This is a genomic window from Pseudomonas sp. NPDC087185 (genome assembly GCF_044744955.1).
Classification (GTDB): domain Bacteria; phylum Pseudomonadota; class Gammaproteobacteria; order Pseudomonadales; family Pseudomonadaceae; genus Aquipseudomonas.
On the sequence record NZ_JBIUZK010000006.1, the window covers coordinates 377,943 to 395,218 of the forward strand.

At 63.2% G+C, this 17,276-nt stretch carries 13 protein-coding genes; all 13 read left to right on the forward strand.

Translation table 11 applies throughout. The features are described 5' to 3' along the window. Nucleotides 1-526 precede the first annotated feature (526 nt). Nucleotides 527-1,843, forward strand: a complete 1,317-nt coding sequence (locus ACIPIJ_RS21930) for a nucleotide sugar dehydrogenase (protein ID WP_401080442.1) — start codon at nt 527-529, stop codon at nt 1,841-1,843. A gap of 82 nt (nt 1,844-1,925) precedes the next feature. After that, on the forward strand, nt 1,926-3,407 hold the full coding sequence (locus tag ACIPIJ_RS21935; RefSeq protein WP_401080443.1) for a glycosyltransferase family 2 protein: 1,482 nt from the start codon (nt 1,926-1,928) through the stop codon (nt 3,405-3,407). Between the two features lie 36 nt (nt 3,408-3,443). Next, on the forward strand, nt 3,444-4,610 hold the full coding sequence (locus tag ACIPIJ_RS21940; RefSeq protein WP_401080445.1) for a PilZ domain-containing protein: 1,167 nt from the start codon (nt 3,444-3,446) through the stop codon (nt 4,608-4,610). Between the two features lie 12 nt (nt 4,611-4,622). Beyond that, a complete protein-coding gene (gene algK, locus ACIPIJ_RS21945) occupies nt 4,623-6,050 on the forward strand; it encodes an alginate biosynthesis TPR repeat lipoprotein AlgK (protein WP_401080447.1) in 1,428 nt (475 codons plus the stop codon). Next, nucleotides 6,047-7,525 (forward strand): alginate export family protein, encoded by a 1,479-nt coding sequence (locus ACIPIJ_RS21950; RefSeq protein ID WP_401080449.1) that lies wholly within the window; start codon nt 6,047-6,049, stop codon nt 7,523-7,525. Before algK ends, ACIPIJ_RS21950 begins: the two co-directional genes overlap by 4 nt. A gap of 22 nt (nt 7,526-7,547) precedes the next feature. Continuing rightward, nucleotides 7,548-9,107 carry a mannuronan 5-epimerase AlgG gene (algG, locus tag ACIPIJ_RS21955; protein ID WP_401080451.1) on the forward strand — a complete coding sequence of 520 codons (1,560 nt, stop codon included), beginning with the start codon at nt 7,548-7,550 and terminating at the stop codon, nt 9,105-9,107. Between the two features lie 13 nt (nt 9,108-9,120). Beyond that, complete coding sequence (locus tag ACIPIJ_RS21960) at nt 9,121-10,563, forward strand: alginate O-acetyltransferase (RefSeq protein ID WP_401080453.1); 1,443 nt, start codon at nt 9,121-9,123, stop codon at nt 10,561-10,563. A gap of 7 nt (nt 10,564-10,570) precedes the next feature. Beyond that, the gene (locus ACIPIJ_RS21965; RefSeq protein WP_401080455.1) at nt 10,571-11,674 is read left to right on the forward strand and encodes a mannuronate-specific alginate lyase; all 1,104 of its coding nucleotides are present in this window, start codon (nt 10,571-10,573) and stop codon (nt 11,672-11,674) included. Between the two features lie 194 nt (nt 11,675-11,868). Continuing rightward, nucleotides 11,869-13,326, forward strand: coding sequence for an MBOAT family O-acyltransferase (locus ACIPIJ_RS21970; RefSeq protein ID WP_401080457.1), 1,458 nt, complete (start codon nt 11,869-11,871; stop codon nt 13,324-13,326). Nucleotides 13,327-13,337: 11 nt separating this feature from the next. Beyond that, a complete protein-coding gene (locus tag ACIPIJ_RS21975) occupies nt 13,338-14,495 on the forward strand; it encodes an alginate O-acetyltransferase (RefSeq protein ID WP_401080459.1) in 1,158 nt (385 codons plus the stop codon). Nucleotides 14,496-14,516: 21 nt separating this feature from the next. Further along, nucleotides 14,517-15,164 carry an alginate O-acetyltransferase AlgF gene (locus tag ACIPIJ_RS21980; RefSeq protein ID WP_401080461.1) on the forward strand — a complete coding sequence of 216 codons (648 nt, stop codon included), beginning with the start codon at nt 14,517-14,519 and terminating at the stop codon, nt 15,162-15,164. A gap of 37 nt (nt 15,165-15,201) precedes the next feature. Then, a complete protein-coding gene (locus ACIPIJ_RS21985; protein WP_401080463.1) occupies nt 15,202-16,656 on the forward strand; it encodes a mannose-1-phosphate guanylyltransferase/mannose-6-phosphate isomerase in 1,455 nt (484 codons plus the stop codon). A gap of 99 nt (nt 16,657-16,755) precedes the next feature. Next, nucleotides 16,756-17,220: a multidrug transporter gene (locus ACIPIJ_RS21990; RefSeq protein WP_401080465.1), complete on the forward strand. Its 465-nt coding sequence runs from the start codon at nt 16,756-16,758 to the stop codon at nt 17,218-17,220. Nucleotides 17,221-17,276: the final 56 nt, after the last annotated feature.

Below are 17,276 nucleotides of genomic sequence, written 5' to 3' on the forward strand. Positions count from 1 at the left end.
AGTATTTGCCACTGAAGAATTATTTAGAAATCTTTCATCGACGCGAAACCGACCCAGGAACTTCTCCTACAACCTACCGCTCATAGTGCCGTAACGAATTTCATGCCCCATCGGTGTGAGAGATGACTTACAGATGACAACGGCAGGTATCCGCTACCCGCCAGGGAGAAGTTAGACAGGCACTACGGGTGTCCCCGAATGCCCTGTCACTGCAGGAGAGACGCGCCCCCTACAATTCGTCCTAGTGGTTGATTTCAAAGGATTTATCCACTTGAAAGAACAAGCACAGCAACGCGCCAAGTAGCGCTTTGCAATAAAGACGGCTGCATTTTAGGGCACGCCTTTTAATTATTGGCCTTTGACTGCCAACTTTGAGTGCATAACTTTGTGCGCTCCGGACTTATATGCCTGCGCTCGGCGAAGTGTGCATTTCGCCATGGACCCGTGCGCCTGAAAACTGTTGTTAATCAACCCAGTCCGGCTCTTCCCGGAAGAGCTGACGTGATAAACACATGAGGTGATAGCGATGCGTATCAGCATCTTTGGTTTGGGTTATGTGGGTGCGGTCTGTGCAGGCTGCCTGACGGCGCGAGGCCATGACGTGATTGGTGTGGACGTGTCCAGCACCAAGATCGACCTGATCAACCAGGGCAAGTCGCCCATCGTCGAACCTGGCCTGGAAGCACTGCTGCAACAAGGCATCGCCAACGGCCGCCTGCGTGGCACCACCGACTTCGCCGAGGCCATCCGCGCCAGCGACGTGTCGATGATCTGCGTCGGCACCCCCAGCAAGAAAAACGGCGACCTGGGCCTGGAGTACATCGAGTCGGTATGCCGTGAAATCGGCTATGTGCTGCGCGATACCAACCGCCGCCACACCATCGTGGTACGCAGCACCGTGCTGCCGGGCACCGTCAAGAACGTGGTCATCCCGATCCTCGAAGACTGCTCGGGCAAGAAAGCCGGCGTCGACTTCGGCGTTGCGGTCAACCCTGAGTTCCTGCGTGAAAGCACTGCGATCAAGGACTACGACTACCCCCCGATGACCGTCATCGGCGAATTGGACAGCGCCAGCGGCGACGTGCTGCAAAGCCTGTACGAAGAGCTCGACGCTCCGATCATCCGCAAGCCGATCGAAGTGGCCGAGATGATCAAGTACACGTGCAACGTCTGGCACGCCACCAAGGTCACCTTCGCCAACGAGATCGGCAACATCGCCAAGGCCGTCGGTGTCGATGGCCGCGACGTGATGGACGTGGTCTGCCAGGACAAGACACTGAACCTGTCGCAGTACTACATGCGCCCAGGGTTTGCCTTCGGTGGCTCGTGCCTGCCCAAGGACGTGCGCGCCCTCACCTACCGTGCCGCCAGCCTCGACGTGCGTGCGCCGCTGCTCGATTCGCTGATGCGCAGCAACGAGTCCCAAGTGCAGAACGCCTTCGAGCTGATCGAAGCCCACGACAAACGCAAGATTGCCCTGCTCGGCCTGAGCTTCAAGGCCGGCACCGACGACCTGCGTGAAAGCCCGCTGGTGGAACTGGCCGAGCGCTTGATCGGCAAGGGCTACCAGTTGGATATCTACGACGAGAACGTCGAGTACGCCCGCGTCCATGGGGCGAACAAAGAGTACATCGAGTCGAAGATCCCGCATGTCTCGTCGCTGCTCAACGCCGACTTCCAGAAGGTTATCGACAACGCCGACATCATCGTCCTGGGCAACCGTGACGAGCAATTCCGCGCCCTTGCCCAGCAAGCGCCGGCCGGCAAGCAAGTGATCGACCTGGTTGGCTTCATGGGCAAATCGACCTGCTCGACCAGCCGCACCGAAGGCATCTGCTGGTAAGCCCTCGGCCGGGCAGCGCGGGGTGCTCTGTACAGAGCCTGCGCGCTGCCCTTCCCCCAAGAATTCTCCACGGATGCTGAACATGCAAAGGCTCCAGACAGTGCTGTTGCAGTGCGCCGGTTGGCTGCTCTACATGAGCCTGCTCATGTTGATCGCCCTGGCCCTGCCGGCCGATATCTTCGACTCGCAGTCGAAGCACTTCATCTTCCTGGTCGGCGCAGTCGGCATCTGGCGCTACTCCATGGGCGCCACCCATTTCATTCGCGGCATGATCTTCCTCTACGGCGTCTACCCGTACCTGCGCCGCAAGGTGCAGAAGATGGGCGCGGCCGCAGACCCGTCGCACGTGTACCTGATGGTCACCAGCTTTCGTATCGAAGCGCTGACCACCGCCCAGGTGTACAGCTCGGTGATCCACGAAGCGATCAACTGTGGCTACCCGACCACCGTGGTCTGCTCGCTGGTGGAAATGTCCGATGAGCTGCTGGTCAAGAGCCTGTGGGCCAAGTACAACCCGCCCGCCCACGTGAAACTCGACATCGTGCGTATTGCCGGTACCGGCAAGCGCGACGGCCTGGCCTATGGCTTCCGCGCCATCTCGCGGATGCTGCCGGACGAGAACGCCGTGGTCGCGGTGATCGACGGCGACACCGTGCTGGCCGATGGCGTGGTACGCAAGACCGTGCCGTGGTTCAAGCTGTACCCCAACGTCGGTGGCCTGACCACCAACGAATTCTGCGAAGTGCGCGGCGGCTACATCATGAGCGAGTGGCACAAGCTGCGCTTCGCCCAGCGCCACATCAACATGTGTTCGATGGCACTGAGCAAGCGCGTGTTGACCATGACCGGGCGCATGTCGATGTTCCGCGCAAGCGTGGTGACCAACCCCGAGTTCATCGCCGACGTCGAAAGCGACTCGCTGATGCACTGGCGCCTGGGCCGCTTCAAGTTCCTCACCGGTGACGACAAGTCCAGCTGGTTCAGCCTGATGCGCCTGGGCTACGACACCTTCTACGTGCCAGACGCCGCCATCAATACGGTCGAGCACCCGCCGGAGAAGAGCTTCCTCAAGGCCAGCCGCAAGCTGATGTACCGCTGGTACGGCAACAACCTGCGGCAGAACTCCCGTGCCCTTGGCCTGGGCGTCCGCCGCCTGGGGCTGTTCACCAGCATCGTGCTGTTCGACCAGCGCGTGTCGATGTGGACCAGCCTGCTGGGCCTGACCGTGGCGGTGATCGCCAGCCTCAAATTCGGCATGGGCTTCTTGCTGGTGTACCTGCTGTGGATCGGCATCACCCGCCTGATCCTCACCATCATGCTGCTGTGCTCGGGCCACAACGTCGGCCCGGCCTATCCGCTGATTCTTTATTACAACCAGATCGTCGGCGCACTGATGAAGATCTACGTGTTCTTCCGCCTCGACAAGCAGTCCTGGACGCGTCAGCCCACTGCCCTCAAGCGTGACCTCGCCAGTTTTCAACAATGGTTCAACACCTGGTCCTCGCGGACCATGACCTTCTCGGCAGCCAGCATCTTCGTCGCTGTGCTGTTCATGGTCGTGTGAGCCCAACCCGGATCGGATTAACAGGAACAAACCACCATGAATACCGCCGTGAACGTCAATGTCGTGCATGAGTCCGAAGCCCAGCGCCAACACGCCCGGGTGCGCATCCCAGCCAAGCTGCGCTTCCTGGATGCCGAGCGCCAAACCCATGAAGTGAAGGTCGACGACCTCTCCGCCGGTGGCCTGAGCTTCCACACCAAGCAACAGCTGTCGGTGGGCGACGTGCTGCGCGGGCGCCTGCAATTCGTGGTCGACAACCTCGGGCTGTCGATGGACATCGAGTTCCAGGTGCGCTCCTACAACACCGCCAACGGCCGTACCGGTGCCCAATTCCAGAACCTTGAGCCACGCGACATCGCCACCCTGCGCCATATCATCACCAGCCACCTGTCCGGTGAACTGATCAGCATCGGCGATGTGCTTAGCACCCTGCAGCGCGACAATTTCACCAAGGCGCGCAAGCAGAAGGACGGCGGCTCGGGCCTGTCCGCCTTCGGCCGCCTGAAGGCGGTGAGCGTCACCCTCGGCGTATTCGTGGTCGGTGTGGCCGCCTTCGGCTTCGTTGCCAAGTCGCTGTACGGCATGTACTTCGTCAGCCATGCCGAAGCCGGCGTGGTCGCGGTACCGACCACCAACGTCACCATGCCGCGCGACGGCACCGTGAACAGCCTGGTCGAGAGCGGTGGCCTGGTGGTGAAAGGCGCACCACTGGCGAGCTTCAGCACCAGCATGCTGGACATGCTCAAGGGCCACCTGGACGATTCGCAGCTTGAACCGGCCAAGGTCGAGGAACTGTTCGGCAAGCAACTGTCCGGCACCCTCACCAGCCCTTGCGATTGCGTGGTCGCCCGCCAACTGGTGGACGACGGCCAGTACGCCGCCAAGGGCCAGCCGATCTTCCAGCTGGTGCCGCGCACCACCAATCCGATGGTCGAGGCGCGTTTCAGCTACCGCCAGTTCGATGAGGTCAAGCCAGGTACCCGGGTCAACTTCCAGGTGGCCGGCGAAGACGAAGTGCGCACTGGCCAGATCGTCAGCAGCACCAGCCTGGACAGCGAAAACCTGGCCTCCGACATCCGCGTGCAGATCAAACCCGACAGCGGCCTGCCGGCAGAACTCGCCGGGCGCCCGGCCTCGGTCAACAGCGACCGTGGCCCTTCGCTCAACTGGCTGATCGACAAAGCCGTGGCCCGTGGTCTGTAAGAGGATCCTGCGATGATTCCCCATAAGAAAAGCGCAAGCCTGGGCCTCTGTGCCCTGGCCGCGGCGATCGCCCTGGCCGGCTGTGCAGGCCTGCCCGACCAGCGCCTGGCGAACGAGGCCCTGAAGCGCGGCGACACCGCGCTGGCCGAGCGCAACTACAAGGCCTTGGCCGACCTGGGCTACAGCGACGCGCAAGTAGGCCTGGCCGATATCAAGGTCTCCACCGGCGACCCGGAGCAGTTCAAGGAAGCCGAGGCGACCTACCGCGCGGCGGCCGCTACGTCGCCCCGCGCCCAGGTACGCCTTGGCCGCTTGCTGGTGGCCAAACCCGACAGCACCCAGGCCGAGCGCGAAGAAGCCGAGACGTTGCTCAAGCTCGCCGCGCAACAAGGCGAACAGAAAACCCTGATCCCCCTGGCGATGCTTTACCTGCTGTACCCGCAGAGCTTCCCCAAGGTCAACGCCCAGCAACAGATCGACCAGTGGCAGGCTGCCGGCTACCCGGAAGCAGGCCTCGCGCAGATCCTGCTGTATCGCACCCAGGGCACCTACGACCAGAACCTCGACAACGTCGAGAAGCTCTGCAAGCAAGCCCTCGACAGCATGGACGTGTGCTACGCGGAACTGGCCACCGTGTACCAGAAGCGTGGCCAGGCCGACCAGCAGGCCGCCCTGCTGCAACAGCTGAAGTCCGCTTATGCCCGCGGCGCCGTGCCGGCCACCCGCGTCGACAATGTTGCCCGTGTGTTGGCCGACCGCAACCTAGGCCAGACCGACGAGAAAACCGCCAAGGCCCTGCTCGAACACGTCGCCCCAGCCAACCCGGCCTCCTGGGTCAGCCTGGCGCAACTGGTCTACGACTTCCCCGAACTGGGCGACACCGACCAGTTGATGGCCTACATCGACAAGGGCCGCGCAGCCGAACAGCCACGCGCTGAACTGTTGCTGGGCCGCCTGTACTACGAAGGCAAGGCCGTACCGGCCGATGCCGAAAAAGCCCAGCAGCACCTGCAAGCCGCCGCCGCTGCCGGGGAAGTCAGCGCCGACTACTACCTCGGCCAGCTGTACCGCCGTGGCTACCTGGGCGACGTCGAGCCGCAAAAGGCGGTCGACCACCTGCTCAGCGCCGCCCGTGGCGGCCAGAACAGCGCCGACTATGCCCTCGCCCAGCTGTTCAGCGAAGGCCACGGCATCCGCCCCGAACCGACCAACGCCTGGGTGTTCGCGCAACTGTCGCAGGCCAACCCAACGCCGCAATCGACAGAACTGCTGCAACAACTCGACCAGCAACTCACGCCTGACGAGCGCAGCCAGGCGCAGAACCTGCTGGCGCAGGAAAAGCAGGCACGCGGCAGCATGGCCCAGGTCGGCAACAGCACCCTGGCCATCGAGGCCCTGCAAGACGACGACAAAGAAGTAGACGCTGAGGACTCGCTATGACGCTCAATCCCTTCGTGAAAGCCGGCATCGGCCTGAGCTTCGCACTGTTGTGGTCCTGCCCGACCCTGGCCGACATGACCGCGCAGAAGAACTTCGGCCTGGACGTGAAGATTACCGGCCAATCGGAAGACGACCGCGACCTCGGCACCCGCTCCGGCGGCGACGTCAACGGCCTGGGCCTCGACCTACGCCCCTGGGTCTATGGCGAGCGCGGTAACTGGAGCGCCTACGCCATGGGCCAGGCCGTCGCCGCTACTGACACCATCGAAACCGACACCCTGCGCCAGAACGACGACGGCACCACCACCGACACCGGTGACGACAGCCGCAAACCGGACAAGAACTACCTGGCCATGCGCGAATTCTGGGTCGGCTACAGCGGCCTCACGCAGTACCCCGGCGAGCAACTGCGCCTGGGCCGCCAGCGCCTGCGCAGCGACGACGGCATGTGGCGCGACACCAACATCGAAGCGCTGAACTGGACCTTTGACACCACCCTGCTCAAAGCCGACCTGGGTGTGGCCCAGCGCTTCAGCGAGTACCGCACCGACCTCACCGAGCTGGCCCCGGAAGACAAAGACCGCACGCACATCTACGGTAACGTCGCCACGCAGTGGACCCCTGGCCACTGGGTTGGCCTGCGCGCCCACCACACCCATGACAGCGGCAGCCTGAAAAACCCTGGCGAAACCGTCGATGCGCTGGACAAGACCCGCACCGGCGACCTCACCTGGCTGGGCTTGGAAGCCAACAGCGACGCCTACAACTGGCGCAACGATCACACCGTCAACTACTGGGGCAGCCTGACCTGGCTGACCGGTGATCGCGACAAGCTCAGCAGCCAGCAGGTCGGCGACGACCAGGTGGCCACCGGCAAACAAAGCGGTGACGTCAACGCCTGGGCCACCGACCTCGGCATCCGCCTGCGCCTGGACCCCAACTGGCAGGTTGGCGCGGCCTACGCCCGTGGCAGCGGCGGCGGTGGCGACGACGGTTCGAACAACTTCGAGCAGACCGGCCTCGAGAGCAACCGCTCCAACTTCACCGGCACCCGCTCGCGCGTGCACCGCTTCGGCGAGGCCTTCCGCGGCGAGCTGGGCAACCTGCAGGCCGCCACTCTGTTCGCCTCCTGGCAGCTGCGCGATGACTACGACGCCAGCTTCATCTACCACAAGTTCTGGCGTGTCGACGGCTCGCAGAACATTGGTTCCAGCGGCATCAACGCGGCGGTCAACGACAACGGTGTGAGCCGTCCGCTGATCAACGGCGAAAAAGACCTCGGCCAGGAAATGGACGTGGTCGTCACCAAGTACTTCAAGCAAGGCCTGCTACCGGCTTCGATGAGCCAGGCGATCGACGAACCGTCCGCCCTGGTGCGCCTGCGCGCCGGTGTGTTCAAGCCGGGCGACGCTTATGGCAAGGAAGCGGACTCGTACATGCACCGCGCCTTCGTCGACGTGATCTGGCGCTTCTGAGGCCAGGAGAGGAACGAAGCACATGAACCTTCACCCGCACTTACGTCACAGCCTCCTGGCCAGCGCACTGCTGCTGGCCAGCGGCTTGGCCGTCGCCGCCGAACCTGCGGTCATCGCCAAGGAACTGCAGCAAGCCAAGACCTACACCGTGGCCAGCGCGCCGACCGAGCCGCTGCACATGGACCCGCCGAAGCTGCCCGACCTCAGCGGCTACACCGCCGACGCCGTGCAGAAGAAGATCGACCGCCGCCACAAGGGCAAGGTCAGCGTGCGCCGCATGCTGCAGGAAGAGTCGTTGAAGGAATTCATCGGCGGCGACAACAAGGCTGCCGAGTGGGTGCAGCGCCAGCATGGCATCCCGCAGGCGATCTTCGTCGATGACGGCCACGTCGATTTGGTCGAGCTGAGCAAGAAAGTGCCCAAGCAGTACCTCAGTGAAGTCGAGCCGGGTGTCTACCTGGCGCGTTTGCCGATCGTGGTCGGGCAGAAGGGCATCCTCGAAATCGACGGCAAGGTCAAGCAACTGCGCCTGTCCCAGGAAGGCGGCGCGTTTCTGGTCAACGACGGCAAGCTGTTCGTCAGCGACACTCAGGTCACCGGCTGGCGCGAGAAAGACAACGGCCCGGCGACCTTCCGCTCGCCGAATGAATTCCGCCCGTTCCTGTTGTCGTGGGGCGGCACCGAGACCTACATCGTCAACACCAAGATGGCCAGCTTCGGCTACGCCAAGTCCAAGTCGTACGGCGTGAGCATTTCGCAGTACACGCCGAACATGGCCAAGCGCATGGGCCGCCCGGAACCCACCGGCTGGATCATCGGCTCGGAGTTCAGCGACATGTGGTACGGCTTCTACTGCTACGAGACGCAGGACTTCGTGGTCAAGGACAGTACCTACCGAGACAACATCGTCTACGGCATCGACCCACACGACCGTTCGCACCGCCTGATCATCGCCGGCAATACCGTGTATGGCACCAAGAAAAAGCACGGGATCATCGTTTCGCGTGAGGTCAACGACAGCTGGATCATCAACAACAAGAGCTACGACAACAAGCTCTCGGGCGTTGTGATCGACCGTAACAGCGTGAACAACCTGATCGCCTACAACGAGATCTACCGTAACCACACCGACGGCATCACCTTGTACGAAAGCGGCGACAACCTGATCTGGGGCAACAAGCTGATCAACAACCGCCGCCACGGCATCCGCGTGCGTAACAGCGTGAACATCCGCCTGTACGAAAACGTTGCCATGGCCAACGGCCTGGTCGGCGTGTACGGGCACATCAAGGACCTGTCCGACACCGACCGTGACATCGCCCTCGACCCGTTCGACACCAAGGTTTCGTTGATCGTGGTCGGCGGCGAACTGGCGGCCAACGGCTCCGGCCCGCTGTCGATCGACTCGCCACTGTCGGTCGAGCTGTACAAGGTGTCCATGCTCGCCCCGCGCAAAGCCAACGGCATCAGCCTCAACGGCATCCTCGGCGAGCGCCAGGACGAAATCCTCGACCTGCTGGTGCGCCAGCAGAAGGCCGTGCTGATCGACCCGGTCGAACGCCAGACCGAAATGATCGATTAAGGAAGCCCAGACCATGACCCCACACCTGATCAAACTGCTGGGCCTGTCCGCTGCCCTTCTGGCCATCAGCCAGGGCGTGCGCGCCGATGAAGTGAAGGCCCCGGCCTTCACCGCCGAGCCTTGCTGCCAGCTGTGCCCCGAAGCGCATGACGCCAGCCGCTACACCACCCGGTACCAGCAGAACTTCACCACGCTGGTGCAGGCCCAGGGCGACTGGCTGTTCCGTACCCGCGAAGACCTGCGCACCGAATTCAACACCACGCCGGCCGGCTACAAGCGCTTGCAGCAGGTGCACGATGCGTTCAAGAAGCGTGGCGTGGAACTGGTCGTGGTCTACCAGCCGACCCGTGGCCTGGTGAACCGCAACATGCTCAAGCCGGCCGAGAAAGCCGCCTTCGATTACCAGAAGGCCCTGGGCAATTACCAGGCCATGCTCAAGCGCTTCGCCAGCATGGGCTACAACGTGCCCGACCTGTCGCCGCTGACCAACGAGCAATTGGCTGCCGCCGACCAGGGCAAGGACTTCTACTTCCGCGGTGACCAGCACTGGACGCCCTACGGCGCCGAACGCGCGGCCAAGATCGTGGCCGACACCGTGCACAAGATGCCGGCCTTCGAGGGCATCCCACGCAAGGAATTCGAAACCACCAAGTCCGGGCGCATGGGCAAGACCGGCACCCTGCACAACGTTGCCGGCCAGCTGTGCAATACCAGCTACGCGGTGCAGTACATGGACCAGTTCGCCACCGAACCGAAAGGCTCGAGCGGCGGTGGCGACGACCTGTTCGGTGACAGTGGCAACGCGCAGATCACCTTGGTCGGCACCAGCCACAGCGGCAAGAACTACAACTTCTCGGGCTTCCTCGAACAGTACATCGGTGCCGACGTGCTCAACGTCGCCTTCCCTGGTGGCGGCCTGGAAGGTTCGATGATCCAGTACCTGGGCAGCGAAGAATTCCAGAACAACCCGCCGAAGATCTTGGTCTGGGAATTCTCGCCACTGTATCGCCTGGACCAGGAAACCATCTGGCGGCAGATCCTCGGCCTGCTCGACGATGGCTGTGACGCGCGCCCGGCACTGATGAGCGCCAGCACCGCGCTCAAGCCCGGCAAGAACGAGCTGATGGTCAACGGCAAGGGCGGCGTGATCAAGGACCTGATCAACCGCAACCTGCAGATGGACATCAAGTTCGAAGACCCTTCGGTGAAGGTGCTGCAGGCGACCCTCTGGTACCTCAACGGCCGCCACGAAGACATCAAGCTGGAGAAACCGGAGACCTCCGACACCGACGGCCGCTTCGTCTTCCAGATGCGCGAGGACGAAGATTGGGCCAGCCAGAACCTCCTGGCCCTGGAAGTTCAGGGGCCGGAAAAAGGCACCCTGAACGTCGAGGCCAAACTCTGCAAACGCAACAACTTCGCCGTGCCAGCGCAGACCGCGCAAGCCGGCCAGTGAGGCGACCATGACGACCTTCAAGCGAATCTTCCGCCCAACCCTGCTCGCTTTGGCCCTGTTTGGCAGTGCCGCGCACGCCGCGCTGGTACCGCCCCAGGGTTACTACGAGGGGATTGAAAAGCTCAAGACCAAGGACGGTAACTTCCGCTGCGAAGCGGCGCCCAAGCCCTACACCGGCGCGCTGCAGTTTCGCAGCAAGTACGAAGGCTCGGACCAGGCGCGGGCGACCCTGAACCTGGACTCGGAACAAGCCTTCCGCGACTCGACCAAGGACATCACCACGCTTGAGCGCGGCATTGCCAAGATGGTCAACCAGTACATGCGCGACGGCCGCCCGGCGCAGCTCGACTGCGCCCTGACGTGGCTGGGCACCTGGGCGCGCGCCGATGCGCTGATGTCGACCAACTACAACCACACCGGCAAGTCCATGCGCAAATGGGCACTGGGCAGCATGAGCGGTTCGTGGTTGCGCCTGAAGTTCTCCAACTCGCAGCCACTGGCCGCGCACCAGGCCGAGGCCGAGCTGATCGAGAAGTGGTTCGCCCGCCTCGCCGAACAGACCGTGCGCGACTGGAGCAACCTGCCGCTGGCGAAGATCAACAACCACAGCTACTGGGCGGCCTGGTCGGTGATGGCCACCGCCGTGGCCACCGACCGCCGCGACTTGTTCGACTGGGCGGTGAAGGAATACAAGGTCGGCGCCAACCAGATCGACGACCAAGGCTTCCTGCCTAACGAAATCAAACGCAAGCAGCGCGCCCTGGCCTACCACAACTATGCCCTGCCGCCGCTGGCGATGATCGCCAGCTTCGCCAAGGCCAACGACGTGGACCTGCGCAGTGAAAACAACTTCGCCCTGCAACGCCTGGGCGAAGGCGTGCTGTACGGCGCCCGCGACCCGCGCCACTTCGCCGAGCGTGCCGGTGAAAAACAGGACATGAAAGACCTCAAGGTCGACAGCAAGTACGCCTGGCTCGAACCCTGGTGCGCGCTGTACCAGTGCGTCGGCGACACGCTGCAGCGCAAGCACGGGATGCAGCCGTTCGACAGCTTCAGGCTGGGCGGCAACCTGACCCGGGTCTATGACCCGAGCGCGGCTTCGAAGAAATAACGCAAAACCCTGTGGGAGCCGGCTTGCCGGCGATGGGCCGCGAGGCGGCCCCTGACTACCGCTGGGCAAGGCTGTCGCCTTGCATCGACGGCAAGCCAGCTCCCACAGGAATACGAGGTGCCCTCCGGTTCTTGGACTGGGGGGTTTGGGGGGCGCTTTGCCCTGGATGCTGTGAACAACTTAGGAGAACCGGGATGGTCTTCTCGTCCAACGTGTTCCTGTTCCTGTTCTTGCCGATCTTTCTCGGCCTGTACTACCTGAGCGGGCAACGCTATCGCAACCTGCTGCTGCTGGTCGCCAGCTACATCTTCTACGCCTGGTGGCGGGTGGACTTCCTCGCCCTGTTCGCCGGCGTGACCCTGTGGAACTACTGGATCGGCCTGAAAGTCGGCGCCGCCGGCGTGCGCACCAAGCCGGCCCAGCGCTGGCTGCTGCTCGGCGTGGGCGTGGACCTGGCGATCCTCGGCTACTTCAAGTACGCCAACTTCGGCGTCGACAGCCTGAACGCGATTGTCAGCTCGTTTGGCCTGGAGCCGTTCATCCTGACCCACGTGCTGCTGCCGATCGGTATCTCGTTCTACATCTTCGAGTCGATCAGCTACATCATCGACGTGTACCGCGGCGACACCCCGGCCACCCGCAACCTGATCGACTTCGCAGCGTTCGTGGCGATCTTCCCGCACCTGATCGCCGGCCCCGTGCTGCGCTTCAAGGACCTGGTCGACCAGTTCAACAACCGCACCCACACCCTGGACAAGTTCTCCGAAGGCTGCACCCGCTTCATGCAGGGTTTCATCAAGAAAGTGTTCATCGCCGACACCCTGGCGGTGGTCGCAGACCATTGCTTCGCCCTGCAGAACCCGACCACCGGCGACGCCTGGCTCGGCGCCCTGGCCTACACCGCGCAGCTGTACTTCGACTTCTCCGGCTACAGCGACATGGCCATCGGCCTCGGCCTGATGATGGGCTTCCGCTTCATGGAGAACTTCAAGCAACCGTACATCAGCCAGTCGATCACCGAGTTCTGGCGCCGCTGGCACATCAGCCTTTCCACCTGGCTGCGCGACTACCTGTACATCACCCTGGGCGGTAACCGCAAAGGCACGTTCAACACCTACCGCAACCTGTTCCTGACCATGCTGCTGGGCGGCCTGTGGCACGGCGCCAACTTCACCTACATCATCTGGGGCGCCTGGCACGGCATGTGGCTGGCGATTGAACGCGCGCTGGGCCTGGACACCAACCCGCAGCGTTTCAACCCGGTGAAGTGGGCCTTCACCTTCCTGCTGGTGGTCGTCGGCTGGGTGATCTTCCGCGCCGAAAACCTGCACGTGGCAGGCCGCATGTACGGCGCCATGTTCAGCTTCGGCGAATGGCAGCTGTCCGAGCTCAACCGCGCCCAGCTCACCGGCCTGCAAGTGGCCACCCTGGTCATCGCCTACCTCACCCTGGCGTTCTTCGGCCTGCGCGATTTCTACCGAAACGCCAAGCCGACGCCCACTGCGACCCCGGTGCAGGTCAACGCTGACGGCTCGATCGGCCTGGACTGGACCCGGGTAATGACCCGCGCGCTGATCCTGCTGCTGTTCGCCGCCTCGATTCTCAAGCTTTCGGCGCAGAGCTACTCGCCGTTCCTTTACTTCCAGTTCTGAGGTTGATGACCATGACCCGGACATTACGTATCACCTATTCCCTGTCGTTCCTCGGCCTGCTGGTGGGCATGGGCGCCTGGTCCACCGGTGGCCTGCAAAGCTTCCAGCGCACCGAGCAGATGACCCTGCTCAATGGCAAGCTGGCCAAGGCCGCCGAGACCCACTACGACGCTGAATTCCCGATCAAGCGCCTGGGCACCAACCTCTGGGCCGCGCTGGACTTCAAGCTGTTCAACGAAGGCCGTCCCGGCGTGGTGCTGGGCCGTGACCAGTGGCTGTTCAGCGACGAGGAGTTCAAGCCCACCGCCGGCGCCGACCAGCTGATGCAGGAAAACCTGGCGCTGATCCGTGGCGTACGCGACACCCTGCAAAAGCACGGCAGCCAGCTGGTGCTGGCAATCGTGCCGGCCAAGGCGCGGGTCTACTCGGAATACGTCGGCAAGGAGCTGCCCGCCAGCCTGCATGACGACCTGTACAACCAGTTCCATGCCCAGGCCCGTCAGGCCAACGTGTTCGCCCCGGACCTGATGGCACCCATGGAGCAGGCCAAGGCCCGCGGCCAGGTGTTCCTGCGCACCGACACCCACTGGACGCCAATGGGCGCGGAGGTTGCTGCACAAGCGCTGGCCGAGGCGGTCAGCCGCCAGAGCCTGCTCAACGGCGACCCACAGGCCTTCATTACCGAGGCAGGCAACACCGCACCGTACAAGGGTGACCTGACCAACTTCCTGCCGCTCGACCCGCTGTTCAGCAACCTGTTGCCGACCCCGGACAACCTGCAGCAACGCACCACGCGCCCGGTCGAAGCCGAAGGCGACGCCGGCGACGCGCTGTTCGCCGACAGCCAGATCCCGGTCGCGCTGGTGGGCACCAGCTACAGCGCCAACCCGCACTGGAACTTCCTCGGTGCCCTGCAGCAAGCCCTGCGCAGCGACGTTGCCAACTACGCCGAAGACGGCCACGGCCCACTGTTGCCGATGCTCAAGTACCTGCAAAGCGATGCCTTCAAGAACGCCGCGCCACAAGTGGTGGTGTGGGAGTTCCCTGAACGTTATCTGCCCATGAAAAACGACCTCAGCAGCTTCGATCCGCAGTGGATCGCGCAGCTGAAAAACTCCCGTAAATCCGAAGAAAACCTGGCCCTGTCGTCCACCCGGACGAACCACTGATTGATAGAGAGGAACACGCACATGACTACCAAGACTTCCATTGCCAAAGCCCTCACCCTCGCGGCCGGCCTTTCCCTTGCTTCGATGCAGGCCTTCGCCGGCGCCGATGCTGCGCTGTACGGCCCGACCGCACCGAAAGGCTCGACCTTCGTGCGCCTGTACAACGCGGCAGGGGCACCCGCTGCAGCCAGCGTCGGCAACACCCAGATCAAGCAGGTCGGTGCCCAGGCCAGCAGCGACTTCAGCTTCCTGCCAGGCGGTGACTACACCGCCCAGGTCGGCGGCAAGAGCGTGCCGGTGAAGCTGGCCTCGGACAAGTACTACACCCTGGTCAACAACGGCAGTGGCACCCCGCAGCTGATTGAAGAGCCGCCGTTCAAGAACAAGCAGAAAGCCCTGGTGCGCGTGCAGAACCTCAGCGACCAGTCGCTCACCCTGAAGACCGCCGACGGCAAGACCGAAGTCGTCACCCCGGTGGCTGCCAAAGGCCGCGGCGAGCGTGAAATCAACCCGGTCAAGGTCAACCTGGCCCTGTTTGCAGGCGACAAGAAAGTCAGCGACGTCAAACCCGTCGCGCTGGAGCGCGGCGAAGCGGCCGTGCTGTACGTCACCGGCTCCGGCAGCAGCCTGTCGCCGGTCTGGGTCACCCGCCCAGTCTCCACCAACTGATCCACTGCCTCTTTAACGACCTTATTGGAGAAACAACATGATCCCGGTAATTCTTTCTGGTGGTAGCGGTTCCCGTCTGTGGCCTCTGTCGCGCAAGCAGTTCCCCAAGCAGTTCCTGGCGCTGACCGGTGAGCACACGCTATTCCAGCAAACCCTCGAACGCCTGGTGTTCGAGGGCATGGACGCGCCCATCGTGGTCTGCAACAAGGACCACAAGTTCATCGTCCAGGAACAACTCGCCGCCCTGAAGCTTGAGACCCAGGGCATCCTGATGGAGCCGTTCGGCCGCAACACCGCACCTGCGGTGGCGCTGACTGCCATGAAGTTGGTCAACGAAGGCCGCGATGACCTGATGCTGGTGCTGCCGGCCGACCACGTGATCGATGACCAGAAAGCCCTGCAACGTGCCCTGGCCCTGGCCACCGTGGCCGCCGAGCGTGGCGAGATGGTGCTGTTCGGCGTGCCGGCGACCAAGCCTGAAACCGGCTATGGCTATATCCGCTCCAGCCAGGACGCCCTGCTGCCCGAAGGCGTGGCGCGGGTCGCGCAGTTCGTCGAGAAGCCCGATGAAAAACGCGCCGCCGAATTCGTCCAGGCTGGTGGCTATTTCTGGAACAGCGGCATGTTCCTGTTCCGCGCGAGCCGCTTCCTCGAAGAACTGAAGAAGCACGATGCCGACATCTACGACACCTGCGTGCTGGCCCTCGAACGCAGCGACGAAGACGGCGATGTGCTGAGTATCGACGAAGCCACCTTCGCCTGCTGCCCGGACAACTCCATCGACTACGCGGTAATGGAAAAGACCCAACGCGCCTGCGTGGTGCCGATGTCGGCGGGCTGGAGCGATGTAGGTTGCTGGTCGTCGCTGTGGGACGTGCACGAGAAAGACGCGGACGGCAACGTCACCAAGGGTGATGTGGTGGTGCAGGACAGCCGCAACTGCATGATCCATGGCAACGGCAAGCTGGTGTCGGTGATTGGCCTGGAAAACATCGTCGTGGTCGAGACCAAGGACGCGATGATGATTGCCCACAAGGACAAGGTCCAGGGCGTCAAGCAGATGGTCAAGACCCTCGACGAGCAAGGCCGCAGCGAAACCCAGAACCACCTCGAAGTGTATCGCCCATGGGGCTCGTACGACTCGGTGGACATGGGCGGCCGCTTCCAGGTCAAGCACATCACCGTCAAGCCGGGCGCCAGTCTGTCGCTGCAGATGCACCACCACCGCGCCGAGCACTGGATCGTGGTGTCCGGCACCGCCGAGGTGACCTGCGACGAGAACGTGTTCCTGCTCACCGAGAACCAGTCCACCTACATCCCGATCGCCTCGGTCCACCGCCTGCGCAACCCCGGCAAGATCCCGCTGGAAATCATCGAAGTGCAGTCCGGTAGCTACCTGGGCGAGGATGACATCGAGCGTTTCGAGGATGTCTATGGGCGCACGTCCACCCCGGTTGAGCGGGGCGTGTCGGTGAAGACCATCGCGCAGTAAGCAACACCCAGGGGCCGCGATGCGGCCCCTTCTCTTTTGAGGCCTCCACGATTTGGCGCTACGATGGTCAGACCTGCGCAACCAAGGTCTGAACACGCCATGATCATCGGCGCCTTCCTCATCCTCACCTGGCTGGTACTGCTGCTGCGCTACCCGGCCAAGGCCCTGCCGATCTCGCTGGCCGCCATTTGCGGCCTGGCGCTGGTAGCGCTGTTCGTGGTCTGGCAAGACAGCCGCGAAGCCTCGCAGCTGGCGCGTCTGGACTTGCGCCTGAGCTACGCTCCCGAACAATGCCCCACCGACCGCGCCCTGCTCGTGCGCATGAAGAACGGCAACAAGGCGCCGCTCACCGAACTGCGTTGGCGGGTGGGTGCGTACGCACCGGGCGATACAGTCAACCTTGCCGAAAACACCTACAGTGCACCCCGCTATCGCGGCCCGGGCGAGCTGCAACCGGGGGCCGAGTGGAAGGATTGCCTGCCGCTGCCGCCGCTGCGCTCCGGCTATCGGCCGCAAACACTGGAGTTTCGTGCCGAGCATCTGCAAGGTACATTCGCCAATTGATTCAGCGCCTGTGCCGGCGCCTTCGCGGGGCGAACCCGCGAAGAGGCCGGCACAGG